This window comes from Pseudoalteromonas rubra, assembly GCF_005887115.1.
GTDB classification, from domain to species: Bacteria; Pseudomonadota; Gammaproteobacteria; order Enterobacterales; family Alteromonadaceae; genus Pseudoalteromonas; species Pseudoalteromonas rubra_F.
Genome location: NZ_PNCJ01000036.1, coordinates 44,252 through 70,643, shown reverse-complemented (window position 1 = coordinate 70,643; position 26,392 = coordinate 44,252). Strand labels below are relative to the sequence as shown.

Genomic DNA, 26,392 nt, shown 5'->3' with positions numbered 1-26,392 from the left:
ATTTACTAATTAAGGCTTGAATTACCGCTATTCTAACGCCATCTAAAGAATATTACTAATGAGTTGCAGTTAATATGGCAAATAAAAAGCACTCAGCGAGCTCCAAACGCTGGTTAAAAGAACATGTTGAAGACCCTTATGTTCACGAGGCACAAAAGCGGGGCTATCGCTCTCGTGCTGTCTTCAAACTTGAGGAGATCCAACAAAAAGACAAATTGTTTAGACCGGGCATGCATGTTGTTGACCTGGGGGCTGCACCAGGAAGCTGGTCACAATATCTTGCAGAGCAAGTAGGTGATAATGGCGAAGTGATCGCATGTGATATTTTGCCGATGGATTCCTTACCAGGCGTTGCATTTCTTCAGGGCGACTTTCGTGAGGAAGCCGTCTTAAACGCTTTGTTAGACCGAATTGGTGGCAAAAATATAGATGTGGTATGTTCAGACATGGCGCCAAATATGAGCGGCAACACCGTGATAGATCAGGCCGGCAGTATGTACCTGGTTGAGTTGGCGTTCGACATGTGTCATCAAGTACTCAAACCTAACGGCGCTTTTGCCGTCAAGGTGTTTCAGGGCGAAGGCTTTGATCAATTTGTACAGGACGTGCGTAATGCCTTTAAAGTGGTTAAAATCCGCAAGCCAAAAGCGTCACGCCCACGATCTCGTGAAGTATATATAGTGGCGACGGGCTACAAACTGTAGTACAGTTGAAACGCTTTTAAGACGAATTTGAATTATTTTAGATACAAGAGGTTAACCCCTTGAGCGATATGGCGAAGAACTTAATACTCTGGCTGGTAATAGCTGTCGTGCTAATGACCGTATTTCAGAGCTTCAATGGTGGCGAACAAGCAGATCGCCAGACTAGTTACACTCAGTTTGTGAACGAAGTGCGCAGCGGTGTCGTCCGCGATGTAAACATCGACCGGACAGCTGGCACAATTACAGGAATCAAAAACAATGGTGAGCGTTTCCAAACTATTATGCCATTGTACGACGATGATCTGATTAACGACTTACTTAAGAACGATGTAAACGTTAAAGGCGTTGCACCAGAAGAGCAGTCGTTCCTGGCCAATATCTTTATCTCCTGGTTCCCTATGCTTCTGCTTATTGGTGTATGGATATTCTTCATGCGTCAGATGCAAGGTGGCGGCGGCAAAGGCGCCATGTCATTTGGTAAAAGTAAAGCCCGCCTAATGGGCGAGGATCAGGTAAAAACCACATTTGCGGACGTTGCAGGCTGTGATGAGGCAAAAGAAGATGTGACTGAGTTAGTAGACTTCTTACGAGATCCATCTAAGTTCCAGAAGCTAGGTGGTAACATCCCGAAAGGCGTGTTGATGGTTGGTCCTCCCGGTACCGGTAAAACCTTACTCGCTAAAGCGGTTGCTGGCGAAGCGAAAGTTCCATTCTTTACCATTTCCGGTTCAGACTTCGTTGAAATGTTTGTGGGTGTGGGTGCGTCACGTGTACGTGATATGTTTGATCAAGCTAAAAAAGCGGCTCCTTGTATTATCTTCATCGACGAAATCGATGCGGTCGGTCGTAAACGTGGTGCCGGTATGGGCGGTGGTCACGATGAGCGTGAACAGACTCTAAACCAAATGCTCGTAGAAATGGATGGCTTTGAAGGTAATGAAGGTATTATTGTAATTGCTGCCACTAACCGTCCGGATGTGCTTGATCCAGCGCTACTTCGTCCTGGACGCTTCGACCGACAGGTTGTTGTTGGGTTACCTGATGTACGTGGTCGGGAGCAAATCCTGAACGTTCACATGCGTAAAGTACCACTTGACGAAAATGTTGAGGCATCCGTCATTGCACGCGGTACGCCTGGCTTCTCGGGCGCCGACTTGGCAAACCTGGTTAATGAAGCTGCGTTATTTGCTGCGCGTGGTAATAAACGTAAAGTGAGCATGGCAGAGTTTGACGCGGCAAAAGACAAAATCATGATGGGTGCAGAGCGCAAGTCTATGGTTATGTCTGAGAAAGAAAAAGAAATGACTGCCTACCATGAAGCGGGTCACGCTATTGTAGGTCGACTGGTACCAGAACATGATCCGGTCTACAAGGTGTCTATCATTCCGCGTGGTCGAGCGCTGGGCGTCACTATGTATTTGCCTGAGCAGGATAGAGTCAGCCACTCAAAAGAACATCTTGAGTCTATGCTGTCCAGTCTTTACGGCGGTCGTATTGCTGAAGCTATTATTTATGGTGATGATAAAGTAACAACCGGTGCCAGCAATGATATTGAGCGAGCAACAGATATTGCTCGTAAGATGGTAACACAATGGGGCTTGAGTCCGAAGTTGGGTCCACAAATGTACATGGAAGAACAGGGTGAAATGTTCATGGGTGGCGGGTCATCTCGTATGGCTGGTGTATCTGATGAAACGGCTAAGCTGATCGATGCTGAAATTAAGGACTTTGTAACTCGCAATTACGATAGAGCGGAGCAAATTCTTAAGGACAATATGGATATCCTGCACGCGATGAAAGATGCATTGATGAAGTATGAAACAATCGATGCAGGCCAGATTGATGACTTGATGGAACGAAAAGAAGTGCGTCCACCCAGAGATGCTCATGATCGTAAGCCAACAGACAATGGTAATACAGATAAACAGACTAGCGCGAGCAGTGACGATGACAATCGCGAAAGTGCATCTTCACCGGGTTCAGAGCTTGATGACAAGTCATAACCTGAGTTAGAATTAACAAACTGAAACCCCGGCTAGAGCTGGGGTTTTTTATATTTTAAGAAAACAAGTTTATACCAACTCGCACGTAAGCAAGCTGAGTGCTTTAGAGGACACCTTAGTACACCGCTGGTACCTTCAGGCTGTATTATGAGTAATCACAATAGGTGTATTGGTATGAGTAAGCGGCCATTCAGATGAAGTCAGTTAGGCTCTCCAACGCGAGTGCTCACTATCTTGATGTGGCAGTTTTTTTAAAAATATGCTTATATACAGGCATTTCAACAGGCGAATTATGCTTCAGCTTAAACTTCCTCGTGGTCGTAGACTCGATCTTACGATGCCCCGGATAATGGGGATAGTCAACGTAACTCCTGATTCATTCTCAGATGGTGGCAAGTATTCTCAATCTGACAGCGCTGTCAATCATGGCCTAACCTTATTAGAGCAGGGCGCTGATATTCTGGATATTGGTGGTGAGTCAACACGACCGGGCGCGCCTGATGTGTCGTTAGAGGAGGAGCTTGATCGGGTTATCCCAGTGATCGAAGGCCTTCGTACGCAGTCCGATTGCGCTATTTCAATTGATACCAGTAAAGCTGAGGTGATGGCCGCAGCGATAGACGCTGGTGCAGACATCATCAACGATGTCAGAGCTTTACAAGCGCCTGGTGCACTTGAGATTGCAGCTCGATATGACAATGTTGCTGTTTGTCTGATGCATATGCAGGGTCAACCCAGGACAATGCAAATCGACCCAACCTATCAGGATCTGTTTACGGATATTCGCGATTTTTTTGAGTCACGTATTGCTAGCTGTGTTGACGCTGGTGTAGCACGTGATCGTCTTATTATTGATCCAGGCTTTGGTTTTGGGAAAACGCTGGAGCACAACTTTTCGCTGTTGGGGCAGTTATCATATTTTGCTGAACTAGAACTTCCTGTTCTGGCCGGACTATCTCGGAAATCTATGTTTGGCAAACTACTTAATCGGGATACAGATGAGCGCCTGGCTGCAAGCCTCAGTGGAGCACTGTTGTGTGCTCAACAGGGGGCGCAGATCATACGTGTTCATGATGTAAAAGAAACCAATGATGTGCTGCGGGTTTGGCGCGCAGCAACGCATGGAGTAAATGAATGACAACAAGAAAATATTTCGGTACCGACGGTGTACGAGGTTTGGTTGGAGAGTTTCCAATCACACCTGAATTTGCACTAAAATTAGGCTGGGCAGCCGGTAAAGTATTGTCCAAGTCTGGCACTAAAAAAGTGATCATAGGAAAAGACACGCGTATTTCTGGATATTTATTAGAAACTTCTCTGGAAGCTGGTCTAATTGCTGCGGGTATCAACGTCGTTTTGCTGGGCCCTATGCCAACACCTGCCGTAGCCTATTTATCACAGACTTTTCGTGCTGAAGCTGGGATTGTGATTAGTGCATCTCATAACCCTTATCACGACAATGGTATTAAATTTTTCGGTGGTGATGGGAAGAAACTTCCGGACGAGGTTGAGCTGGAAATCGAAGCCATGCTTGACGAGCCGATGACTTGTGTCGCTTCAGATAAGCTGGGTAAAGCAAGACGTCTCGAAAACGCTGATGGCCGCTACATTGAATTCTGTAAAGGACAATTCCCTAATGAGTTGTCTCTAGAGGGGCTCAAGATTGTCTTGGACTGTGCCAATGGTGCCACTTACCACATCGCTCCAGCTGTAATGCGTGAACTGGGGGCAGAGGTTATTTGCACGGCTTGTGAACCAAATGGTGTGAACATCAACGAAAAGTGCGGTGCAACGCATGTTGATGCACTAAAACGCCATGTATTGGAGCACCAAGCCGACGTCGGAATCGCCTATGATGGCGATGGTGACCGCGTTATGATGGTAGATCATAATGGCCGTGTATTTGATGGCGATGACATTGTTTATATCATTGCAGCCCAGGCACAGCGAAGTGGACAATTGAAAGGCGGTGTGGTGGGCACTGTGATGTCTAATATGGGTCTAGAAAATGCCCTTAAAGAGAAAGGGATCCCCTTTGAGCGCAGTAAAGTTGGTGACCGCTATGTACTAAGCAAGCTTCAGGAGCACGGCTGGACAATCGGTGGTGAGAGCTCTGGTCACGTACTCAATCTCGATCTTATTCCTACTGGGGATGGTATCGTGTCGAGTCTTCAGGTACTAGCTGCAATGGTTGCGCAAAATCAGACGCTCAAAGACTTGGGAGCCGGGTTTGTAAAATACCCAATGAAAATGATCAACGTACGGTATGCCAAAGGCACCGACCCTGTCTCAGCAGAAGCTGTGCAGCAAGCGGTAAGAGACGTTGAATCCGACCTGGGCGATAAGGGTCGCGTGTTACTGAGGAAATCGGGTACAGAGCCGGTTGTCCGCGTCATGGTCGAGGCAGAACAAGAAAAGCAAGTTATTGACTTTGCGACCAAAATTGCTCAAGTCGTTGAATCTGTGAGCAACTAAACAAAAAACCACAATTTTTTCTTGTAACTTAGGGTGAGTGACGTTAGTATCTCACCCGCTTTCTGACACGGAGTAATACATGGGACAGAGAAAGCCAATCGTCGCTGGCAACTGGAAAATGAACGGCTCGCCAGAGCTGGTAAAAGAAATTGCAGCGGTGAATGCGCAAGTCACAGGCGAACAACGTGAGGTATTAATTTTCCCTCCGGCAGTTCTGCTTTCTGAAGCAATCTCAGCGGGCTTAGAGTGCGGCACACAAACTGTGTCAGAATTCGATGCTGGTGCCTACACGGGTGAAATACAAGCTTCCCTAGTCAAATCTCTGGGAGCAAACTATACCTTGGTTGGCCATTCAGAAAGGCGCAGCATTTATGGTGAGTCAAATGAAGACATCGCTAACAAATTTGCTCAAGCGCAAAAGAGCGGCCTGACACCTATTCTGTGTATTGGTGAAACCCAAGAGCAGAGAACAGAAGGCAAGACAGAAGAAGTTGTTAAACAACAGCTTGAGTCTGTAATTGAAAAATTAGGCATAGCATCACTGGTTAATTCTGTGGTAGCATACGAGCCAGTCTGGGCTATAGGTACCGGTTTAACAGCCACACCAGAACAAGCTCAGGAAACACATAAGTATATTCGCGACTTGTTACGCAGTTATGATGAACAGGTTGCAGAGGCGCTACGCATTCTTTATGGCGGCAGTGTTAATGAAAGTAACAGTGAATTATTATTCGCACAAGCAGATATTGATGGTGGCCTAATAGGCGGAGCAAGTCTCAAACCTCAAAGCTTCAAGGCTATCTGCGAAAGTGCAAAGGGATAAGTAAATGTACGAGATTCTTTTGGTTATTTATTTGGTTGTCTCGCTGTCATTGATCGGCATGATCTTGATCCAGCAAGGTAAAGGCGCAGATATGGGCTCTTCATTCGGCGCTGGCGCATCGGCAACCGTGTTCGGGTCATCAGGTGCTGGTAACTTTATGACTAAGACAACAACAATACTTGCAACAGTATTCTTTGTACTAAGTATTGTCTTGGGGAGCATGACAGCAAGCCAAATTAAGCAGGCTGATCAATGGGAAAATCTGGAAGCACCAGCGGCAACAGTCGCACCTGCTAGCGAAGATGTACCCGCTTCAGAAGAGTCTCAGAATAACTCGGACGTACCAAACTAAAATTTCTCAGCGAACGTGGTGGAATTGGTAGACACGCCATCTTGAGGGGGTGGTGAGCATAGCTCGTGGGGGTTCAAGTCCCCCCGTTCGCACCAAACTTTAGAGCCAGAGATGCACTGTCTCTCTCGTTAAAATGAGAATCCTTGTACTTCATGTACAGATGCATTACACCGAATTGCGAATGTGGTGGAATTGGTAGACACGCCATCTTGAGGGGGTGGTGAGCATAGCTCGTGGGGGTTCAAGTCCCCCCATTCGCACCAATCGGTTGTCCTACATCTAAATAATCACTTCCCAAAAGTTTCCAAATTTAAATCACTTAGCTGCACTATTGCCGCTACATTGAGTTACACTAAAAGAAACTGGCCTGTATATTTCTTTATGCTTTTTCCTGCTCATTTTATTTCAAGAGTATTTCATAGCACCAAATCCGTTGAGGTGGGACCGCAGGGGATAAGCGTTCAGCGCTCAGGCGACACTGTGTTACTTAGCTGGGCTGAACAGTCTCGCCCTCCTTTACTCGTAACAGACTGGCTTGGGGCCCGTATTGAGTGTTATCAACAGGATACAGTCTTAAAACTTCGTCTACGAGGACGTTCACACCCGCAGTTGCAACATCATCTCGAGCGATTCTGGATAAATACCCATAAAGCACGCCTGCTTTCGTCGGTCAGGACAATAGAACAGCTCCTGCAACATCGTTACCTCTCCGTGCGTCACTGGGCGGCAATCCGCCTTGTGATTGCCGAATTAGCAAAGCGCTGGAGTGGCTGGAAAAGCCAAGCTCAGATGAGCAAGGTACTTGTACAAGCTCAGTGTACCGTCAGTGAGCTGCATAGTTGGCAAGAAGAAGATCTCGCTCAATTCAGAGAGGCGTTTGTACAGGCACAGTTATCTCGCTATGAAGCCTTCTTTGACACTGTGTGTGGCCACCCGATGACGCAGTCTCAGCGTCGTGCATGTGTTGTCCAGGATGAACGCCAGCTACTGTTAGCCGGAGCCGGCACTGGGAAAACCAGTGTGATGGTGGCAAAAGCGGCCTATCTGCTTTATTCAGAGCAGGCTCAGGCTGAGCAAGTATTGATGTTAGCCTACGGAAAAGAAGCCGCTGATGAGATGCAACAAAGGCTCAAAGATAGCAAGGTAGCGGTAGAATGCGCCACTTTTCATAGCCTTGGGTTAGGGATTATTGCACAAGTTGAGGGGCATAAACCGAAACTGTCTGCATTGTGTTTGAATGAGGGTGCGAGAGAGCGGTTTATTGCCGATACTTTGGCATCTTTATGCCAGGACCCTCAGTATCAAAGGGACTTAATAGATCTACTAAAAAACGAGTTTTCTGCTCCGCAAAAAACTCAGAAGCCCGATTTGGATAGTCGAGCTGCAAAAAAACTCATTAAACAGTTTTCTGAAGCGCTTAGCTTTTATAAGCAGGCTTTGTTTTTGGGTAAAGCACAGACATTGAGTTATGAATTTGCGCTCTGGACAGCCTGTTTCAGGCCCGTACTGGCGGACTATCAGCTTTATTTGCAAAAAGAGCAGTGTATCGACTTTGACGATATGGTAACGCGCGCGATCGATTATGTGCGCAGCGGTCAGTTTTGTAGCCCCTGGCATTATGTATTGGTTGATGAATTCCAGGATATATCTCCCCTTAGAGCTATGCTCATCAAAGCCTTGCTTGCACAAAACGACAAAAATGCTTTGTTTGCTGTGGGGGACGATTGGCAGGCGATCTATCGCTTCAGTGGAGGGGATCTGTCGATGACCACTCACTTTGCTGATCACTTTGGGCAGGCCACTATCCAACAGCTGGACATGACTTTTCGTTATCCCCAACAGTTGCTGGATATTGCCAGTGAATTTGTTTGTCAAAACCCCAACCAATTAGTCAAAAGGGTTAATGCCAGTAATGTGGCGACATGTCCAGCGCTGGTAGCGCGCCCGGATGGAAATGACGCGCTCAGTACGACAATAGAAGCCTTTTTAAGCCTGACCGCAGAACCGTGTAACGTGCTTATACTGGCACGTAATCATAAGTTTTTGCCATCCTCTGAGGTGATTGCGAGCCTCGCTCAGCGTTGCCCCAGAGCCCGGGTAACTGCGCTGACGTTTCACGGTGCCAAGGGAAAGGAAGCGGACTTCAGTATTCTACTCGGTTTGCATGATGGCAGTGTGCCTGCCAAAGCACACAATGCGGCTATCACAGAAGCGCTTCTGCCTGAGCCTGAACCTTACCCGGATGCAGAGGAACGTCGCTTGTTCTACGTTGCTTTGACACGCGCCAGATTACAAACTTGCCTATTAGTGCCTGAGGATCCGAGTCCCTTTATCGAGGAAGTCTTGGCGCTGATAAAGGATTAGTTATTGCGAGGTTCTTTGGGCTTTGGTTAGTTACGAATAATTCATCCTGACGACAAAATAATTTTGTTGTACTTCGTCAGGCTCGCTCATCATAATCCGCGTTTTAACGCAATCGACAGATGAGAAACACAGATGCGTGGATGGATCATATACAAAGACTCAGCAACCCTTTTAAAACCTGAAACTTACGAGATAAAACGACTGCTAGAGGTCGCTCAGGAAGAGAATATTGATCTGCAGGTTTATTCACCCGATCAGTTTGACTTGCTTGTGTCTCGAGAAGATGACCAGAGCGTATTAATCGATGGCGAGCCGGTTTCACTGCCAGACTTTGTACTCCCGCGTATGGGGGCCGGAACCACCTACTTTGCACTGGCAATCATTCGCCACCTTGAGCGCCTTGGTGTGCATTGCTTTAACAGTTCCGAGGCCACGGAAACAGTAAAAGACAAGTTGTTCGCACAACAGATACTGGCGCAGCAGAATTTGCCTACACCAAAAACAATGCTGGTGAAGTTCCCGGTTAACATTGATCTGGTTGAAAAGCAGATCGGATTTCCCGTCGTTGTTAAAACTCTGTCCGGATCGCAAGGCAGTGGGGTTTTCCTGTCGAAAACGCGCAGTGAGTTCGATGATTTAATGCAGCTCATTGAAGCGACCAGCCCGAAAGCCAATATCATTTTGCAGAAATTCATTAAATCGAGTCATGGTCGCGATCTGCGTGTACTGACTATTGGTGGACGTGTGGTAGCTTGTATGGAGAGAAACTCGGGTGGCGCAAATTTCAAGGCCAATGTCAGCGCTGGTGCAAAAGGGTTATCTCACCCGATCACCCCTGAAATCGAATGGCTGGCCACCCAAACGGCAAACATCCTGAACCTGGATATGGCGGGGATTGATCTATTGTTCGATGAGGAGCATTTTAAGATCTGTGAGGCTAATTCAAGCCCGGGCTTTGAGGGGCTTGAAGCAGCTGTTGATGTGGATGTTGCGCGTGAAATTCTGCACTTTATCCGCATTCGATTAGGGATTTTTGATAAGAAAAAGTCGAAGCCTTCAGAGACCAAAAAGTCTGCTGCTAAAGTAGACTCTGCAGCTGCTACCACCGCTTAATCTTTACCGCGAATTAGGTCAATTGTGATATCAGCTGGTAAGTCTCGTCTGATATCACAATTTGTTGATTTCTTTGGCAACTTGGTAACCGTCGTCGGTGATGATCTGTTCCAGCGTGGCAACCCGTGACTTAAGGTGTTTGATTTCTTCTTGCATGGCCTGTTTCTCGGACTGGTTCATTCCGTCAAGCTTTTTCATTTCCAGGCGTTTAGCATAGATTTCCCGAACGGTACCAAACCCTACTGCAATTAAAACAATTAAAAAAACCATTGTAGTACCGGGCATATTTATCACTCCATTTATAAATTTTGGTACTCCAATCGTAGCAAATTATTCAGCAGAGATCTGTGGTGTATCTGTTTCAAGATGTGATTGAGAATGTGGGCGACTTATTCGCCCACGGGGGGGTTATTCGTATGGTAAAGGATCACTGGCCTGGTTTAATTTAAAGGCTTCGAGACGTTCCTGGCATGCACCACACTTGCCACATGCTTTTTCACGGCCGTTATAACAGGTCCAGGTTTTACTGTAGTCCAGCCCCATTTTCAGACCGTCTGTGAGGATTTCAATCTTGCTGTTGTTAAGGTAAGGGCAAACAATCTCGATTTCTTCGTAGTTTGCGATACGACAAACATCATCCATTTTCTTAACAAACTCAGGGCGACAATCCGGATAAATCGCGTGATCGCCTGAGTGGGCACCATAAAAGACCTTGCTAGCTTTGAGAGAAACGGCGTAACCCACCGCAAGAGACAGTAAAATCATATTGCGGTTTGGCACAACTGTGCTTTTCATGCTTTCTTCTTCATAGTGGCCTTCAGGCACTTCGATATCGTCGGTCAAAGAAGAGCCTCCGATCAACTGGTTAATAGCGGAGATATCGACAATTTTATGTGCTACACCAAGTTCATCACAGGCTTGTCGGGCAACTTCGAGCTCTTTTACATGGCGCTGACCATAGTTAAAAGACAGCGCATAGACCTCATAGCCTGACTTGAGTGCCTTGTTCAGGACCGTATATGAATCCATACCACCGGAATAAATAACAACGACTTTTTCGCTCATTGGTTTGCCTCGTTTATGTGCTCGAATACTCACCGACATTGACCTCGATTTTAATAGAGGTTTGTGTCAGGGCGCGATATACTACACGGCCGCTGAAAAAATGACAATCCGACGGGTCAGATAATGCCAGTTTTTCAGTGCAGTTGCTGTAGTCAATGCGAATTGTAAACGTTAGATAATTGCCACATATCCGGGCTGGGTCCGGGAAGTAAAGTGAGTTCGGAGCTGTTTTGTACAAGATTAATGAAGTGTTTGAAACCATCCAGGGTGAAGCAAGCCACACTGGCGTGCCTTCTATTTTCGTGCGTTTACAGGGGTGCCCTGTTGGGTGTGCCTGGTGTGATACCAAGCAGACCTGGGAAGTGGATCCGGTTTATCTTGTCAGTTTGGAACAAACGGTGGAGAAAAAAGCTGATTCAGACTACTGGGCAAATGCGACGCCAGAGCAACTATTGTCTTTGTTTAAAGAGCGGGGTTACACAGCCAAACATGTGGTTATAACAGGTGGTGAGCCTTGTATGTATGACTTAAACCCGCTTTGTGACAAGCTTCACGCTGAGGGGTACGACACACAGGTTGAAACCAGTGGAACATTTGAGATCCTGGTACCAGATGAAACCTGGGTCACCGTTTCACCTAAAATTAATATGCGTGGTGGGTATGAAGTGCTGGCAAGTGCCATGCGCAGAGCCGATGAAATTAAACACCCTGTGGCAATGGAAAAGCACATCGAAGAGTTGGAAGCATTATTTGAAAAAACCGGTGTGAATCCCAAGTTGGTGTATCTGCAACCGATCAGCCAAAAGGCGAAGGCAACCAAGCTGGCTATCGACACTTGTAAACAAAAAAATTGGCGTTTATCAGTGCAGGTACATAAATATATTGGTATAAGCTAATCAGACTCTGGCCTTTGCAGCCGTTTTATTTTCAGCCATATTTTCAGTGCGAGTGAGCATGTTATTGGGGGCTGTGCATGTGAGTCTGATATTGGCCAGCTGCGGCGTTCAATCAAGGGCGCGTCGTCCGGTCCTTAGCCGCTGTATGGTAACCATGTTGAGTATAGCGTCAGCTGGAAAGAAAGCAGGTTCCCCGCTTAATCATCATAGTTTAATACAGTGTATTGCCCAGTGTTGTGTGGTTTAAGCCTAGACGGGTCCTTGACGGCTGTTTAATGTCGCTGGGAGCACTATTGCATCTCCATTTATACTCGTTGACACAGGGCCCTTGCACCGTTGAGTGTGACCGTACAGATCACTCAGTAGCACTCAGAACTACCCATTTCAATAATCCGCTCGGTTTCGCCGCTATTTTTGAACAGATACAGGCCTTTATTGATGTCATTGAGCACGCCTCTCCAGTTAGGCTTGGCTTTACTGAGTGCAAAATAGAGGTTGTTATAGCGTAAGGCGGGTTCAACATTTTCAAGACCTCTGAGCAAAGTGACCTTTTCGGACTTGGCCAGATCTGAGTAACTCACAGTAAAACGCAGCACTTTAGGGTCACCAATAATCAGGTCAACACGCTTGCCAACCAACAATTTTACCAGTTGCAGATCATCGACGGCCTCCACAATCACAAACTCATTGTTGTCCATCATAGCGTCAAATTCAGGGGTGTTTTGATAACCGCGTACAACTCCTATGGTGGCGCCTTTCAGCGCACTGAGATTGCCTTCAAAACTATCTGACTCACCGCGACGTTTTAATAAAGCAATTTCACCACCTGGGTAAGCGTTAGACAGTGCCAGTAGTTCACGACGTGTTTTACCCTGATAGTTATCAGAAGGGGATGCGTCTTCGATAAAGTACTCGGGGAAGAGAATATCTGCGCGACCAGACTCAACAGCTTTGACCGCTCTCGCCCAGGGCAGGAACTCGACATAAACCGGATAATCCTGATCAGCCAGTAGGGAGATGGTAAATTGAAATACCCAACCTTTATTGCATAGCTGGTCGCCGATATAAGGCGGCCAGTCGAGCGTTACCAAATGTAGTAGCGGCTTGTCACCACTTTTGTTATACAAATAGCCATTACGATATTGCTCACCCTGCACCATGATGTACTTGCCCTGCTTAAAGTAGCCAACATTCAGGCTTGCAAAGGCGGTCAGAGACATAGTGCACAGCAACAGTAATAGTAGCCTGATAAGTGTGTTCATAACGTGTTTCCAGGTGCGCGATCTTAAGATAAAAGCGTTTAAAAATAAAACGATGACTTTGCTTTAAGAGCACATCGATTATCTATTAAGTCTAGACAGTATCACGCTAAAAGGAAGGGAAGAAGACAACAAGGCCAGCATTTTGCTGGCCTTGTTCTAAACAATTAGTCTAATAAGAGCTGGCGTAACCAGGTTACTGTACTAACTCCTGCTCAGAAAACTCATCGGCAAATAGCGGGCTAGATAAGTAGCGCTCTGTTGCACTTGGTAGAATAACTACAATGTTTTTATCTGCGTTTTCTGGCTTTTCTGCCAGGCGTTTTGCAGCAACAACAGCAGCACCAGAAGAAATACCAACTAAGATACCTTCGTCTTTCATTAGCTGATGCGCCATTGCGATTGCATCTTCGTTTGATACTTGCTCTGTGCCATCAAGCAGCTCAAGATCCAGGTTGCCAGGAATAAAACCTGCGCCGATGCCCTGAATTTTGTGCGGGCCAGGCTTCAATTCTTCACCGGCCAGAGCTTGAGAAATAACGGCTGAATCAACCGGCTCTACAGCAATTGATTTAACATCCAGGCCTTTCTCTTTCTTCAGGTAACGGGTTACACCAGAAATTGTGCCACCTGTACCAACACCGGCTACGAAGTAATCGATTGCACCGTCCATCGCTTCGAAAATTTCAGGACCTGTGGTCTCTTCATGGATTTTCGGGTTAGCCGGATTCTCGAACTGTTGTAGTAGTACGTATTTTTCAGGGTCGCCAGCCAGTATTTCATTAGCTTTCTCGATGGCGCCTTTCATACCTTTAGCACCTTCAGTTAGCACCAGGTTTGCACCAAGCGCTTTTAGTAACTTACGACGCTCAAGACTCATGGTGTTTGGCATAGTCAAGGTTAGCTTGTAACCTCGGGATGCTGCAACGAAAGCCAGTGCAATACCTGTGTTACCAGAAGTTGGCTCGATCAGCTCTTTGCCTTCGCTTAGCAAACCGGCTTTCTCGGCTTCCCAAATCATAGAGGCACCGATGCGGCACTTTACGCTGAAGCTCGGGTTACGAGATTCGATCTTGGCAAAGACGTTGCCTCCGGTGACGCGGTTAAGTTTAACAATTGGGGTGTTGCCAATAGACAGGCTGTTATCTGCAAAAACGTTTGACATAATTTTCCCTTGAATGAGCTAAGGATATTTAATACTAGTCACACTTTACTGGGCTTGTAGCAAAACAAAAGGAAAGAATGGCTATAACATATATTAAAAAGGCTTATGCTTTGATGGAATAAAAAAATAAATATGTATAATAAAAGAGCAATATAAACCCAGCCAGTCTCAGTGCCTCTGACTGGGCTAATGAGAGCGCCTTACATCAACCAAGCGTAACTAAACTTAGCAAAAAATGTCTTATTATCTTTGCTGATTTTGGTCAAGTCATCATCTTGATAGCCGTTATCCGAGTATCCGGCGAAAAACACCGTTTGTGGGTTAAGCTTATAGGCGTAGAGTAGCTGTGTGCTGAGGCGCTTGTACTGGCTGTCCACATCGTCGATATAATTGGCTTGATTGCGGCGAATGTCCGTTTTAATGAACGCCAGTCTCAGGTAACTATTGATGTTAAACTGATAGGTAAAGCGTACATCACTGAGGTTAGCGGTAAATACATCCATGCCATCTGCGGTGAGCTTCTGATAGGTGTGACGCAGGCGTACCTCAAAATGCTGGCCCAGATAAAAGTCCAGCATAGGGCGGACGTAACGTTCATCAGCCATGCGATTGTTGGCTAAATCGACGCGGTTGCCTCTGCGCAGCGTTACTCCACTGAACACGCCCGGAGCAGGCTTACTCTCCAAATAAATCCATTGGGTATTTTCTGTGAACAGATCGGTATTTCCATCTATGGCCAGGCTGGTTTCGTCATGACGCAGGCCGGTTCGCTTGCGATGGTCGACACCAAAATCAATGGTGCTCTGCAGCGGACCGCTGATGGCGATGTTACTTTGAACCTCTTTTTCCAGCAGCTCGCCATTTTCATTGTGACTGATATCCCAGTCGGTATACCAGCGAGTGCGATTCCACCAGGTCTGGTCATCGCCATACCAGCGATATTCAAAGCCGGTGATGAGCTTATTGAAATCGACTTGTGATAAGAACCCCATGTCGGCCCTTAGTGCAGCATCGTAATTGCGATAACTTGCAAAGGCTTTCCAGTGCTTCTGATTATGGCTGTAGTCGAGCATATAGCCCAGGCCCTGATTATCATCCTGTAGCTGAGTGCGCAGCACACTTTCATCTATCTCACAGTCATCCAGGGTTTCGTCATCACACAGCTCTTTCACCATAGCCGGGTCGTAGTCCGTTTTTGAGGTCAGGATCTGTGCTTTAAAAGTATCATTTGCGGTGGGCTCGTATTTGCCATCCAGGCTGAACACCTGATTTCGGTAGTCGTTGCTTTGTCGGGTTGTTGTTAAAGCACCGACAGATAAAGTTTCATCAGCATCGAATCGATAACGCAGTGCCGCATTTTCACTTTTTTGCTCCAACGAGACCACGTTTGACCCCAGATTGCCTGGCACCATGACATTGGTAAACTCATCGTTGGTCACAAAGGCAGCATAGGTATGGCCCTGCTTGCTCCCTGTCAACTTTGCGCCATAGTCTGGGGCTGCAATGTTACGGGTGTGCAAAAGGTTGATATGGGAAGAAAAATAGTCCGCGTTATCAAGGAAGAATGCCCGTTTTTCCGGGAAGAATAAACTAAAACTGTTGTTAACACTAAGCTGGCCATTGTCGGCTTCTACCTGAGAAAAGTCCGGATTCAACGTGGCGTTTAAGGTGGTATCCGGTGTAATGGCCCACTTAACGTCCAGACCCGGCTCATAGTTAGTGTCGCTCTCCCAGTCCGGGATAGTACTGCCGTCAATATCTCTGGTTTGCTGGCGACTGATTACCATTGAGGGGATAACCGCAAGGTTACTGCTTTGCTTGGCATCGGAAAAACCGGTGTAAGCGGGCATCTGGCACACCCAGCACTGATTTTCATGGGCAATTTGCATGCTGGAAATTCTCAGTCGCTCACTGCGTGGGTAGAAGCGTAAAAACTCCATGGCCATGGTTTTGGTATCAAGGCTGTCATCAAAATTGAGTACACGTAAGGGGATTTCTACTTCAACTACATACCCAGACTCATTGATTTGCCCGGCAGAGTCCCAAATGCCATTCCAGGAATCGTCCTCGCTGCCACTTAAAACGTTCTCTATTGAATCCTGCTGTACACCGAGTGGGTTGATAAAAAACTGATAAGCACTGCGGCCAGTATTAAAGGAGTCGATCTTTATCCCAACCAGGTCGTCGTTCCAGTTGCGGTCTCGGTCGCGGAAGAACGCCCTGATCTGACTGGGCTCCGGATCTTTGGCATCGAAGGCAAGAAACAGGGACTGGCCATTTTCAAACACTCTTACAGAGGTTGATACCGGGCTTTTTGTATTTTCATATGGCCAGGTGACATTGTCGATGGCAATATGTTTTGCCTGCTGCCACACAGATTCATCTATTTTTCCATCGATGTTTACGCTGGCATTGATATAAGGGATGCTTGGTTCGGCAGCTTGGCTGGTGGCGCTGAACCACAAGCACGGCGCTACGAATGAGAGTGAGCTTAAAACTTTATTTAACATTATTATCGGGTTTGATAGCACAACTTTGATGGCGCATTAAATACCAGAGATGGAGTGTGAACAATTGTTTAGCGTTTAACGGCAAGGTGGCCAAGTTAAGTGGTATTTTATTTATATTTTGTGAACAGTTAGTCAAGTCATATCGCAGAACTATGTACCTGCATTGTCATTCCGTGGTAAAAAGGCGCATCTGTTTTTTACTCAGGCGTGTTGTATGTCTCTTATTTTAAAACTTGTCGCTGGTATTTTCGCCGGTGTACTGGCGGGGTTCTATCTGCCAATGTTCCTGGTCGAATTGCTCTACACCGTTAAGGTGATTATCGGACAACTGATTTCTTTTACTATTCCGCTTATTATTCTGTTTTATATCGCATCAGGGATCGCAGGGTTGCCAAAGGCATCCGGCCATTTGTTAGGCAAAACAGTTGGTTTCGCATACGGCTCGACGGTCATTGCGGGAACTTTGGCTGTACTCTTAGTCAGTTTGGCTGTGCCCCTGTTTGAAGGCAGTGTTGCTTATCAGGCTGCTGAGGCCACTGAGGTAGAAAGCCTAATTAAGCTTCAAGTCCCACCGCTGATGGGCGTTATGACGGCATTGGCAACGGCCTTTGTATTCGGAATTGGGATTAGCCAGCTTCATCTGACTCAGCTCAAGCAAGTGGTTGATCAGGGTCGTGATGTCATTGATGCGCTGCTGGCTAAAGTGATCATTCCTGCGCTGCCTTTCTATATTGCAGGTGTGTTTGCTGAAATGGCTGTTGCGGGTACAGTGGCAGATACGCTGAGCACGTTTGGTGTGGTATTACTGGCGGCTGTTGCCATGCACTGGCTGTGGCTGGCATTTTTGTACATTACTTCTGGTGTATTGCTAAAACGCAACCCTGTAGAACTCATTAAAAATATGTTGCCAGCTTATTTTACCGCAATTGGAACTATGTCCAGTGCGGCAACCATTCCTGTTTCTCTGCGTGCCAGCAAATCTAATAAAGTAAAAGAGGAAGTTGCAAACTTCACTGTACCTTTATGTGCGACCATTCATCTGTCAGGGTCAACAATCACGATTGTTACCTGTACTATGGCCGTGATGTTGCTGTCCCCTGAAATGACACTGCCCTCGTTGACACAAATGCTGCCGTTTATCTTTATGCTGGGTATTGTCATGATTGCAGCACCCGGTGCACCTGGCGGCGCGGTCATGTCTGCTTTGGGTTTACTGAGCACTATGCTGGGTTTTGATGAAAGTGCTGTGGCCCTAATGATCGCGCTCTATCTGGCACAAGATAGCTTCGGAACGGCCTGTAATGTAACAGGCGACGGTGTGATTGCGTTATGGGTAGACCGTTTCTCTGAGCAGGATCTGAAATTGCATGGTAAATCATAGTCTAACTCTAATACTAAAGACTGTTTTTACCTGAAATGGAAACTCGAATTGATTATGCTTTGCAATTTTCTGTGTTACTCTTGCAAAGCATAATCAGACGATTAAATAAATGACATTTGGCAGTTATTGCCATTACCAAGGCTAGTGTGAGGGTTACCCGTTGATTAACGTACTTTTAGTTGATGATCATGAACTTGTCAGAACCGGTATAAAACGCATTCTGGATGATGTGCGCGGGTTTAAAGTGGTCGGAGAGGCTAAAACGGGTGAAGAGGCAGTAAGCTACTGTCGTCAGAGTGAACCCGATATCGTGTTAATGGATATGAATATGCCAGGTATTGGCGGTCTGGAAGCGACTAAGAAAATTTGTCGATACTGTCCGGATGTAAAAGTCATTGTTTTGACTGTGCACTGCGAAGATCCGTTTCCGAGCAAAGTGATGCAGATCGGGGCACACGGGTACTTAACTAAAAGTGCTGGGCCTGATGAGATGATCAATGCTATCCGAGCCGTAAATGCCGGACAGCGTTATATTGCCCCTGAAATAGCACAACAGATAGCACTGGCTCAGTTTAGCGGCAAAGTGGATGAAAACCCGTTCCAATCATTGTCGGATCGTGAGTTGCAAATCATGCTGATGATCACCAAAGGTGAAAAAGCGCAGGACATTGCAGACCGGCTCAATCTGAGCTCTAAAACGGTAAACAGTTACCGCTACCGCATGTTTGAAAAGTTGCACGTCAGTGGTGATGTTGAACTAACCCATCTGGCGATTCGCCACAAAATGATCGACATCGACAGCTCTCACTAGTAAGTGTGTTGTTCTAAATTAGAAGCAGTTTTCGACCATGGCAGTGTTTGACAGTCAGGCGTTTCTAAAAACGCTGACCACAGAACCTGGTGTTTATCGTATGTATGACGAAGATCATCAGGTTATCTATGTCGGTAAGGCAAAAAACCTTAAAAAGCGGGTCAGTAGCTACTTTCGCAGCAATGTACCAGATGCTAAAACTCGGGTATTGGTGAGCAATATTCGTCATATTGAAGTGACGCTGACGAATACTGAGACCGAGGCCTTGCTGCTTGAGAACAATCTGATCAAAAAGTACCAACCCAGGTACAATATCCTGCTGCGTGACGATAAGTCTTACCCTTACATCTTATTGACCGATCACCGCCACCCTCGATTGGCGTTTCATCGTGGTTCCAGAAAGAAGAAAGGCGAGTATTTTGGTCCTTTCCCTAGCAGCGCTGCCGTGTCTGAAAGCTTACGCTTGATGCAGAAAATTTTCCCTGTCAGACAGTGTGAGGATGCCTATTATCGAGCGCGAAGCCGACCTTGTTTACAATATCAACTGAGACGCTGCTCCGCGCCGTGTGTGGCGAAAGTCAGTGATCAAGACTACGCTGAGCAAGTTGATATGGTACGTCAGTTTCTGAGCGGCAAATCACATCAGGTTATTGCCACTTTGGTGGATAAGATGGAGCAGGCCAGCATGGCGCTCAATTTTGAGGCTGCGGCTAAATACCGAGATCAAATTGCCTTGTTACGTCAGATGCAAGAGCAGCAATCTGTTGCGGGTAACTTTGCGGAAATGGATGTAATTGGCTTTGCACAACGCAATGGTTTGTGTGCTATTCATATGCTCATGATCCGAGAGCATAAAGTGCTGGGATCAAAAACGTTTTTCCCTAAAATACCGAAAGATTCGGGCCACGAAGAGATCCTGACCAGTTTTGTCGGCCAGTATTATGTGTCGACTGGCAGTCATGGTCGGATAGCGAAAGATATTGTATTGCCATTTGACATTGCGGAGCTGGACGACCTGGGCGCAGCCCTTACACAGGTTGCAGAGCGTAAGGTCCAGCTTAGGGTGAACGTGCGTGCAGAGCGTGCGCAGTACCTGGAGCTCGCTAATAAGAATGCTCTAAACAGCATTATGGTGAAGCAAAATGCGCAGGATTCTATTGATAAACGGTATGCCAAATTAAAGGCGGCGTTGGGTGTGTCGGATATCAATCGTATGGAGTGTTTTGATATCAGTCATACCATGGGCGAAAACACCGTGGCATCATGCGTGGTGTTTGATGGGCAGGGGCCTAACAATCGCGAATATCGCCGTTATAATGTTACGGGAATTACGCCCGGCGATGATTATGCGGCTATGGCATTTGCACTAAATAAACGATATGGCAAGGTCACGGACCCGGATAAGGTGCCAGACATTATCTTTATTGATGGCGGCAAGGGCCAATTATCACGAGCAGAGTCATTCTTTGAATCCTGGATGCTGGATAAGCTACCTATGTTGATTGGTGTGGCGAAAGGTACCAGCCGTAAGCCAGGCTTAGAAACTTTACTGATCGATGGTGGGCGTAAAACCATTAACCTGGAAAGCGATTCGCCTGCTCTGCATTTGATCCAGCATATTCGCGATGAATCTCACCGTTTTGCGATAGCGGGACACAGAAGTAAGCGTCAAAAACAACGCACGCAATCCGTTCTGGAAGAAATTGAAGGCGTTGGCCTGAAACGACGCCAGGCACTGCTTAAATACCTTGGAGGAATGCAGGGCGTAAAAGCCGCCAATATACAACAACTAAAACAAGTGCCCGGGATCAGCCCTCAGCTGGCTGAAAAGATATTTAACCATTTGCATGACAAAGCTTAAGCGTTCATGCGAACATAGTAAAAAAGAGTCTCTCTTAGTAGTTATGTGGAACATTCCAAACACGCTCACAACATTTAGGTTGTTACTTATTCCTGTTTTCGCAGTGATCTTTTATTTGCCTTACTCATGGGCATTTTTTGCTGCTGCTTTTATTTTCTGGCTGGCATCTGTGACTGACATTCTTGATGGCTATCTGGCACGCAAGCTGGAACAGTCAACCCCCTTTGGTGCATTTCTGGATCCCGTGGCTGACAAAGTGATGGTCAGTGTGGCACTTGTGGTACTGGCGACTCATTATCAAAATACCTTTATGACTGTTGCTACTATTGTCATTATCAGTCGTGAAATCGTCATCTCAGCACTCAGAGAGTGGATGGCAGAGCAGGGCAAGCGCGGTCATGTTGCGGTCTCCTGGATGGGTAAGTTTAAAACTGCTGCACAAATGCTGGCCATCATTGGTTTGATCTGGCAGTTTGAACCCTGGATGGTAACGCTAAGTTATGTCTTGTTAGCCATTGCGACTTTACTGACTGTGGTCTCTATGGTGCAGTATTTCTATGCTGCCCGTACTGAATTGATTAAATCTTAGTATTCTTTGGCTGAATACACAGCGTTTTAGATAAAAAATAAGCAAACGATTAAAAAGCTTCATTTTTTATGTTGACGCCTCCCGGAACTTCTGTAGAATGCGTCCGTGTTGAGAGGCAACAGCCTAACAAAAAGAGAAGTTCAAAACGCTTCAATATCTTGAAAGTTTTGAATTTAACTAGGGTTTAAAACTGAAATTTTAAACTTCTAGTAACGCGAGTATAGCTCAGCTGGTAGAGCGCAACCTTGCCAAGGTTGAGGTCACGAGTTCGAACCTCGTTACTCGCTCCAATTTCTCTTTATCTGACTTAGTCAGAGTAGTGTGGCGGAATGGCAGAGTGGCCATGCAGCGGATTGCAAATCCGTCTACCTCGGTTCGACTCCGGGTTCCGCCTCCATTTTCTCAACAAACTCCACATGCGAAAGCAGCCCGATGCCCGGGTGGTGGAATTGGTAGACACAAGGGATTTAAAATCCCTCGCTGGTAACAGCGTGCCGGTTCAAGTCCGGCCCCGGGCACCATTGTTTAGAGTAATTAACTTAATGGTTAAATTGCTTATGGAACGCAAGTATAGCTAAGCTGGATGAATGTAAAGACGCAACCTTGCTTCTTACATTTTATCTAAAAGTTAGAAAGTTCCTGGAACGCGAGTATAGCTCAGCTGGTAGAGCGCAACCTTGCCAAGGTTGAGGTCACGAGTTCGAACCTCGTTACTCGCTCCAATTTAAACAATTGGTGCTTTAGCAAACCCGATGCCCGGGTGGTGGAATTGGTAGACACAAGGGATTTAAAATCCCTCGCTGGTAACAGCGTGCCGGTTCAAGTCCGGCCCCGGGCACCATTGTTACTCACAGCTTAATCGCTTGATATGACAGCAAGATTAAGTTAGAGTAGCGAATATAAAATGCTGGTTAACATCTGTTATTGTTAAAAAGCATATGGAACGCGAGTTTAGCTCAGCTGGATGAATGGAAAGACGCAACCTTGCATCTTATATTTAACCACTAAGTTAAAAAGCATATGGAACGCGAGTATAGCTCAGCTGGTAGAGCGCAACCTTGCCAAGGTTGAGGTCACGAGTTCGAACCTCGTTACTCGCTCCAATCTTTCTGATACATTAAGTATCAACACAATGTGGCGGAATGGCAGAGTGGCCATGCAGCGGATTGCAAATCCGTCTACCTCGGTTCGACTCCGGGTTCCGCCTCCATTTCCTTCCTAAGTTACCTCATTTTTTAAATTCTTTTTCCAGTCGTTTCCAGTAACCACACGTAAATCACCGGTATATCATTTTTATATTGAATTCTCAGGTCTACTAACTCACCGCTGACACTTTCATTAATGGTAAATTCGCTGCTGGTGAGCAGATATTGCCCTTGGTGGTGTTTTACTTCTACCTGAGCATCTACGGTGATCCCTTTGTTTTTGGCAATCTCTGTCAGGGCATCCTGAATCGCAAGCTTGATGGCGGTGCTGAGCAGATTATCTGAGGTCATAGTGCCATCTTCACCAAACGCGCCTAACACCAAGTGTCCACTGCGTTTTATGTCGGCCATGGCGCTTATTGTCGGTGTACTCACAGCCTCAAGCACATCAGGCTTATACAGACCAATGAACGTGGAGCCATACTGACAGCTTTGGTGCAGTGCCAGACGTGTAGGCATACCTTGTGCCGTTACTTCACCGTTGCGGTTAAAGCTTACCTCGTGTTGCACAGTGCCGTCGCGATTGATTGCGCGCTCTTGCAGATATTCCGTTGCATTCACCCGGGCCTGCAGCAAAAAGCTTGCTACTGCTTTGGCGTTGCGCTCACTGACTGAAATCTGCTGATGGGGTGATACCGTGTAGTAACTCACCCCCAGCACCTGGTTGCGCTGTTCATTTTCACATAGCCAGGCAGGCTGGCACAGCGAAAAGTCACAGTGACGTAGAGGACAGCTGGGACTTTCTTTAAGTGGCGTGAAGCTGACATAGCTGTATTGGGTATCCTGGGTATTAAAGGGCGCAGAGTAATAGACGGTATGACCGGAGGATAACTCCTGAGTGGGCTCATCCGGTGTCACACCTTGTAGATCGCTGCGTTGTAACTGAATAGCATAGTAGGCCGCTAGTTTTTTGAGGGCGCGGGTCCTACTGGCCAACTCAGACCCATTTGGAATGGCGCTAAACGGGGCCGCTGTACCAATGAAGCCAAGTTGTTCGGTTTGTTTTGGCGACTGAATCCAGCAGGGCAGATGTGTCTCCCGGTGTTTTTCGGGTGGCTGTGGAAGCGTTTTACAGCCCGTGAAAACTAGGGTGCCAGATAGCAGGGCCCAAAGCAAAGGTGAGTGCACAGTCGATCCTTGTGATTGTAGGTTACTGTCCATTCTGTCCCAAAGGTAAGTCGAATTCTACCATCAGGCCACCCTTTTCTCGGTTGCGAAGTCTCAACTGGCCCTGGTGTGCCGTGATGATGTCATGACACAGGCTCAGTCCGAGCCCAGTACCCTGAGATTTAGTCGAGTAAAATGGCTGCAGTGCCTGATGTAAGTTACCAGGCTGGATCCCACATCCGCGGTCAACGATGGCAAAGCGAAGCCGGCTTTTATCCCGAACCACCTGCACGGATATCTCGCTTTTATCACTGCCTGATTCGTGGGCATTTTTGAGCAAATTAAGCAGCACCTGCTCTACCTGAGCAAGATCGAAGTTGCCGCTGTAATCGGGAACTGTGCCCAGTAGTGTAAAAGGGTAAAAGGTCTGCAATCTATCGAGAAGCGGCGCGACAGCGTGCGTTGCGCAGCTGGGGGCCGGTAAACGTGCATACTCTGCATAGCGCTGGATAAACTCGCTCAGGTTAAGCGCTCGCTGTGAAATAGTGTCCAGCATATCTGGCAGCAGCTCCAGGTGTTTTTGCTGATTCAGCATAGTCTGTGCCGAGCTGGTTAGTGACTGAATGGGGGCCAAAGAATTGTTTAGCTCGTGGCTTATCAGACGAATGGCATTTTTCCACAGCATGATCTCTTCACGATTTTGCTCTGCCGAGACGTTTTTACAGATCACCAGCGTATGGGGCTGATAGTTTAAAGTAACCTGTTCTATACCAAGATAATAAGTGTGCTTCTGTTCTTGTTGTTCGAAGCTCAACATACCAGTGTAACCCTGGCTGAGCGCCTGGGCTAATGCCGCGGGTAAAGCGTCACTGGCTGCTTCAATTGTGCTGCCAGTAAGTGCGCCAGCTCGTTTGTTTAGCAACTGGCGTGCGGCAGCATTGTGGTAAACAATGTGGCGGTGTTTATCGAGCAACAGTGTCGCCATCGGTGAGGCCTGAACTATGCTATCCAGTACCATCTCTTTTTGATTGAGCTTTTGTTTTTGTTGCTTCAGGTTGGTTGTAAGCTGGTTGTACAGCTCAATCAGGCTGGTTAACTCGGGATCGGATGTTGGCGAGATCCGCAATGACAGGTCGCCATCTTGGATACTCTTTATGCCATCTTCTAAAGTGCTCAGTAGCCGTTGCCGACGGGCCGTTAAACGGTTCAATAGTACGAGCAAAGTCAGCAAGGAGATAAGCAGAATTGAAGAGCAGGCAATGATCACGGGAATTTGATGGTGCAAAGCCATCGCCAGCGCCGTCAGTGCGCAAGCAAGCACTAAAGTGCAACAGAACAGGATCTGGCCCGTGAAAGACCAGTGCAGGCGCACGTTCATCGTTTAATTCCAAATTTGTCCATACGACGGTACATTGCCTGGCGACTTAACCCGAGGCTCTTAGCTGCATGCGTTACATTACCCTGGTGTTTATCCAGGGCCTGGGTAATATCTTCAATAGTAAATTCATGGCTTGCCAGCGTAGACGCTGAGGTATTCAGGCCCAGGTCCGTCGCTTCAATGCGCGCTCCGGCAGCGAGCAGCTCGGCCCGTCCTATCACATTTTGCAGCTCTCGCACATTACCGGGCCAGGCATATCGCTTCAACAAGCGTTGCGCGCCTTCACTCAGCGATTTGTGGCTGCTGAGGAAATGCATAGCGAGCGGAACAATATCGTCGGGTCGCTCAGTGAGGGGAGGCAGCCGCAGTTCAATCATATTCAGGCGGTAGTAGAGATCTTGTCTGAATTCTCCACGGGCGATGGCCTCATTCAGATTCGCGTTGGTCGCACTGATCACCCTGACTTTGACTTTTTGCGTTTTGCTACTGCCAACGGCTTCAAACTCGCCGGTTTGCAGTACTCTCAATAGTTTTTGCTGGCCCGTTAGTGGCAGGTTGCCTATTTCATCGAGAAACAGTGTCCCACCATCTGCTGCGGCAAAACGTCCCTCGCGGCTTTTCGTTGCGCCCGTATAGGCCCCGCTGACCACGCCAAACAGTTCCGCTTCAATCAGCTCGGCAGGCAACGCACCGGCATTGACCCGAATAAAAGGTTTATCCCGGTAGGCGCTGTTGGCCACCAATAGCTCTGCGATTTTTTCCTTGCCAGCCCCATTGGGACCTGTGATTAAAACCTGGGCATCTGAATGTGCCACTTGTGTTGCTGTTTCAAGTAAAGACAGCATGGCCTGATCGGAGAAGATCAGTCCACAGAGGTCGTAATCCTGGCGAAGCTGCTCCTGTCTGACTTTGAACTGTTTTTTACCGCGGGTTTGAGCTTGCTGAAGCTGGTACATTTCCAGTAGATTGTTCACCGAGCTGAGGAGCTTGTCATCTTGCCAGGGTTTAGCAATATAATCTGCAGCCCCATGTTTAATGAGCTCGACGGCCATTTCCAGCTGAGCCCAGGCGGTTAGTAAGATAATAGGAAGATCCGGATTGAGTGCCCTGATCTGATGATACAGGGTTTTGCCTTCTTCACCTGAGGTTGTATCTTGGGTAAAGTTCATATCCTGGATCACCAGATCATAATCCTGTGACTTCAGCATTGCCAGCCCTTGTTCTGGCGAACTCGCACCTTCGCAGTCGATATCATTAATTAAGAAAAGAATTTTAAGCGCTTTGATAACATCAGTGTTGTCATCAATCACCAGAATTTTGTGTTGCATGGC

The 26,392-nt window shown here is 47.0% G+C and carries 21 protein-coding genes and 9 tRNA genes; 22 read left to right on the top strand and 8 right to left on the bottom strand.

What is annotated here, in order from left to right:
• The first annotated feature begins 74 nt into the window (after positions 1–74).
• The 10 genes from rlmE to CWB98_RS19575 all read left to right on the top strand — a co-directional run bounded on the left by rlmE (position 75) and on the right by CWB98_RS19575 (position 9,834).
• Positions 75–704: a 23S rRNA (uridine(2552)-2'-O)-methyltransferase RlmE gene (gene rlmE, locus CWB98_RS19620; RefSeq protein WP_138546373.1), complete on the top strand. Its 630-nt coding sequence runs from the start codon at positions 75–77 to the stop codon at positions 702–704.
• Between the two features lie 68 nt (positions 705–772).
• Positions 773–2,707 carry an ATP-dependent zinc metalloprotease FtsH gene (gene ftsH, locus CWB98_RS19615; protein WP_138546372.1) on the top strand — a complete coding sequence of 645 codons (1,935 nt, stop codon included), beginning with the start codon at positions 773–775 and terminating at the stop codon, positions 2,705–2,707.
• 292 nt (positions 2,708–2,999) lie between these two features.
• Entirely contained in the window at positions 3,000–3,845 is an 846-nt protein-coding gene (folP, locus tag CWB98_RS19610) for a dihydropteroate synthase (RefSeq protein WP_138546371.1), read from the top strand.
• On the top strand, positions 3,842–5,182 hold the full coding sequence (gene glmM / locus CWB98_RS19605) for a phosphoglucosamine mutase (protein ID WP_138546370.1): 1,341 nt from the start codon (positions 3,842–3,844) through the stop codon (positions 5,180–5,182). The genes folP and glmM overlap by 4 nt, the downstream gene beginning before the upstream one ends.
• A 79-nt stretch (positions 5,183–5,261) precedes the next feature.
• Positions 5,262–6,005 carry a triose-phosphate isomerase gene (gene tpiA / locus CWB98_RS19600; RefSeq protein WP_138546369.1) on the top strand — a complete coding sequence of 248 codons (744 nt, stop codon included), beginning with the start codon at positions 5,262–5,264 and terminating at the stop codon, positions 6,003–6,005.
• A 4-nt stretch (positions 6,006–6,009) separates the two neighbouring features.
• Complete coding sequence (secG, locus tag CWB98_RS19595) at positions 6,010–6,357, top strand: preprotein translocase subunit SecG (protein WP_046005771.1); 348 nt, start codon at positions 6,010–6,012, stop codon at positions 6,355–6,357.
• Between the two features lie 9 nt (positions 6,358–6,366).
• Positions 6,367–6,452 (top strand) — tRNA-Leu (locus tag CWB98_RS19590).
• 82 nt (positions 6,453–6,534) lie between these two features.
• Positions 6,535–6,620, top strand: a tRNA-Leu gene (locus tag CWB98_RS19585).
• A 217-nt stretch (positions 6,621–6,837) separates the two neighbouring features.
• On the top strand, positions 6,838–8,721 hold the full coding sequence (locus CWB98_RS19580; protein ID WP_171045704.1) for a UvrD-helicase domain-containing protein: 1,884 nt from the start codon (positions 6,838–6,840) through the stop codon (positions 8,719–8,721).
• A gap of 132 nt (positions 8,722–8,853) precedes the next feature.
• Positions 8,854–9,834, top strand: coding sequence for an ATP-grasp domain-containing protein (locus CWB98_RS19575; RefSeq protein ID WP_138546367.1), 981 nt, complete (start codon positions 8,854–8,856; stop codon positions 9,832–9,834).
• Positions 9,835–9,888: 54 nt separating this feature from the next.
• Here the strand turns inward: CWB98_RS19575 and CWB98_RS19570 are convergent, their stop codons facing one another.
• Both CWB98_RS19570 and queC read right to left on the bottom strand, forming a co-directional pair.
• Positions 9,889–10,119, bottom strand: a complete 231-nt coding sequence (locus CWB98_RS19570; RefSeq protein WP_138546366.1) for a hypothetical protein — start codon at positions 10,117–10,119, stop codon at positions 9,889–9,891.
• A 123-nt stretch (positions 10,120–10,242) separates the two neighbouring features.
• Positions 10,243–10,899, bottom strand: a complete 657-nt coding sequence (queC, locus tag CWB98_RS19565) for a 7-cyano-7-deazaguanine synthase QueC (protein WP_138546365.1) — start codon at positions 10,897–10,899, stop codon at positions 10,243–10,245.
• Positions 10,900–11,129: 230 nt separating this feature from the next.
• On the opposite strand from queC, the gene queE reads away from it, so the two are divergent.
• The gene (gene queE / locus CWB98_RS19560; RefSeq protein WP_138546364.1) at positions 11,130–11,795 is read left to right on the top strand and encodes a 7-carboxy-7-deazaguanine synthase QueE; all 666 of its coding nucleotides are present in this window, start codon (positions 11,130–11,132) and stop codon (positions 11,793–11,795) included.
• A gap of 359 nt (positions 11,796–12,154) precedes the next feature.
• On the opposite strand, the gene CWB98_RS19555 is transcribed toward queE, so the two are convergent.
• The 3 genes from CWB98_RS19555 to CWB98_RS19545 form a co-directional block, all read right to left on the bottom strand.
• Positions 12,155–13,057 (bottom strand): substrate-binding periplasmic protein, encoded by a 903-nt coding sequence (locus CWB98_RS19555; RefSeq protein ID WP_432765896.1) that lies wholly within the window; start codon positions 13,055–13,057, stop codon positions 12,155–12,157.
• 193 nt (positions 13,058–13,250) lie between these two features.
• Positions 13,251–14,219: a cysteine synthase A gene (gene cysK, locus CWB98_RS19550; protein WP_046005763.1), complete on the bottom strand. Its 969-nt coding sequence runs from the start codon at positions 14,217–14,219 to the stop codon at positions 13,251–13,253.
• A 200-nt stretch (positions 14,220–14,419) separates the two neighbouring features.
• Entirely contained in the window at positions 14,420–16,729 is a 2,310-nt protein-coding gene (locus CWB98_RS19545; RefSeq protein WP_138546363.1) for a carbohydrate binding family 9 domain-containing protein, read from the bottom strand.
• A gap of 214 nt (positions 16,730–16,943) precedes the next feature.
• Here CWB98_RS19545 and CWB98_RS19540 point away from each other — a divergent pair, with 214 nt between their 5' ends.
• From CWB98_RS19540 to CWB98_RS19490, 11 genes are all read left to right on the top strand, one after another.
• Complete coding sequence (locus tag CWB98_RS19540) at positions 16,944–18,110, top strand: dicarboxylate/amino acid:cation symporter (RefSeq protein ID WP_138546362.1); 1,167 nt, start codon at positions 16,944–16,946, stop codon at positions 18,108–18,110.
• Positions 18,111–18,270: 160 nt separating this feature from the next.
• On the top strand, positions 18,271–18,921 hold the full coding sequence (uvrY, locus tag CWB98_RS19535) for a UvrY/SirA/GacA family response regulator transcription factor (protein ID WP_054017072.1): 651 nt from the start codon (positions 18,271–18,273) through the stop codon (positions 18,919–18,921).
• 37 nt (positions 18,922–18,958) lie between these two features.
• Positions 18,959–20,782 carry an excinuclease ABC subunit UvrC gene (uvrC, locus tag CWB98_RS19530; protein WP_138546361.1) on the top strand — a complete coding sequence of 608 codons (1,824 nt, stop codon included), beginning with the start codon at positions 18,959–18,961 and terminating at the stop codon, positions 20,780–20,782.
• Between the two features lie 43 nt (positions 20,783–20,825).
• Positions 20,826–21,371 carry a CDP-diacylglycerol--glycerol-3-phosphate 3-phosphatidyltransferase gene (pgsA, locus tag CWB98_RS19525; RefSeq protein WP_138546360.1) on the top strand — a complete coding sequence of 182 codons (546 nt, stop codon included), beginning with the start codon at positions 20,826–20,828 and terminating at the stop codon, positions 21,369–21,371.
• A 214-nt stretch (positions 21,372–21,585) separates the two neighbouring features.
• Positions 21,586–21,661, top strand: a tRNA-Gly gene (locus tag CWB98_RS19520).
• Between the two features lie 33 nt (positions 21,662–21,694).
• Positions 21,695–21,768 (top strand) — tRNA-Cys (locus CWB98_RS19515).
• 37 nt (positions 21,769–21,805) lie between these two features.
• Positions 21,806–21,892 (top strand) — tRNA-Leu (locus CWB98_RS19510).
• 125 nt (positions 21,893–22,017) lie between these two features.
• Positions 22,018–22,093 (top strand) — tRNA-Gly (locus CWB98_RS19505).
• 32 nt (positions 22,094–22,125) lie between these two features.
• Positions 22,126–22,212, top strand: a tRNA-Leu gene (locus tag CWB98_RS19500).
• Positions 22,213–22,398: 186 nt separating this feature from the next.
• Positions 22,399–22,474 (top strand) — tRNA-Gly (locus CWB98_RS19495).
• A 33-nt stretch (positions 22,475–22,507) separates the two neighbouring features.
• Positions 22,508–22,581 (top strand) — tRNA-Cys (locus CWB98_RS19490).
• A 25-nt stretch (positions 22,582–22,606) separates the two neighbouring features.
• On the opposite strand, the gene CWB98_RS19485 is transcribed toward CWB98_RS19490, so the two are convergent.
• The 3 genes from CWB98_RS19485 to CWB98_RS19475 are packed head-to-tail and all read right to left on the bottom strand — an operon-like array spanning position 22,607 to position 26,389.
• A complete protein-coding gene (locus CWB98_RS19485; protein WP_138546359.1) occupies positions 22,607–23,704 on the bottom strand; it encodes a hypothetical protein in 1,098 nt (365 codons plus the stop codon).
• 22 nt (positions 23,705–23,726) lie between these two features.
• Positions 23,727–25,061, bottom strand: coding sequence for a sensor histidine kinase (locus CWB98_RS19480; RefSeq protein WP_138546358.1), 1,335 nt, complete (start codon positions 25,059–25,061; stop codon positions 23,727–23,729).
• Positions 25,058–26,389 (bottom strand): sigma-54-dependent transcriptional regulator, encoded by a 1,332-nt coding sequence (locus CWB98_RS19475; protein ID WP_138546357.1) that lies wholly within the window; start codon positions 26,387–26,389, stop codon positions 25,058–25,060. Before CWB98_RS19475 ends, CWB98_RS19480 begins: the two co-directional genes overlap by 4 nt.
• Positions 26,390–26,392 lie beyond the last annotated feature (3 nt).

Bases quoted from the DNA above. Each gene is read 5' to 3' on its own strand.
- rlmE (WP_138546373.1), top strand. From the start codon at position 75: ATGGCAAATAAAAAGCACTCAGCGAGCTCCAAACGCTGGTTAAAAGAA.
- ftsH (WP_138546372.1), top strand. From the start codon at position 773: ATGGCGAAGAACTTAATACTCTGGCTGGTAATAGCTGTCGTGCTAATG.
- folP (WP_138546371.1), top strand. From the start codon at position 3,000: ATGCTTCAGCTTAAACTTCCTCGTGGTCGTAGACTCGATCTTACGATG.
- glmM (WP_138546370.1), top strand. From the start codon at position 3,842: ATGACAACAAGAAAATATTTCGGTACCGACGGTGTACGAGGTTTGGTT.
- tpiA (WP_138546369.1), top strand. From the start codon at position 5,262: ATGGGACAGAGAAAGCCAATCGTCGCTGGCAACTGGAAAATGAACGGC.
- secG (WP_046005771.1), top strand. From the start codon at position 6,010: ATGTACGAGATTCTTTTGGTTATTTATTTGGTTGTCTCGCTGTCATTG.
- CWB98_RS19575 (WP_138546367.1), top strand. From the start codon at position 8,854: ATGCGTGGATGGATCATATACAAAGACTCAGCAACCCTTTTAAAACCT.
- CWB98_RS19570 (WP_138546366.1), bottom strand. From the start codon at position 10,119: ATGCCCGGTACTACAATGGTTTTTTTAATTGTTTTAATTGCAGTAGGG.
- queC (WP_138546365.1), bottom strand. From the start codon at position 10,899: ATGAGCGAAAAAGTCGTTGTTATTTATTCCGGTGGTATGGATTCATAT.
- CWB98_RS19555 (WP_432765896.1), bottom strand. From the start codon at position 13,057: ATGAACACACTTATCAGGCTACTATTACTGTTGCTGTGCACTATGTCT.
- cysK (WP_046005763.1), bottom strand. From the start codon at position 14,219: ATGTCAAACGTTTTTGCAGATAACAGCCTGTCTATTGGCAACACCCCA.
- CWB98_RS19545 (WP_138546363.1), bottom strand. From the start codon at position 16,729: ATGTTAAATAAAGTTTTAAGCTCACTCTCATTCGTAGCGCCGTGCTTG.
- CWB98_RS19540 (WP_138546362.1), top strand. From the start codon at position 16,944: ATGTCTCTTATTTTAAAACTTGTCGCTGGTATTTTCGCCGGTGTACTG.
- uvrC (WP_138546361.1), top strand. From the start codon at position 18,959: ATGGCAGTGTTTGACAGTCAGGCGTTTCTAAAAACGCTGACCACAGAA.
- pgsA (WP_138546360.1), top strand. From the start codon at position 20,826: ATGTGGAACATTCCAAACACGCTCACAACATTTAGGTTGTTACTTATT.
- CWB98_RS19480 (WP_138546358.1), bottom strand. From the start codon at position 25,061: ATGAACGTGCGCCTGCACTGGTCTTTCACGGGCCAGATCCTGTTCTGT.
- CWB98_RS19475 (WP_138546357.1), bottom strand. From the start codon at position 26,389: ATGCAACACAAAATTCTGGTGATTGATGACAACACTGATGTTATCAAA.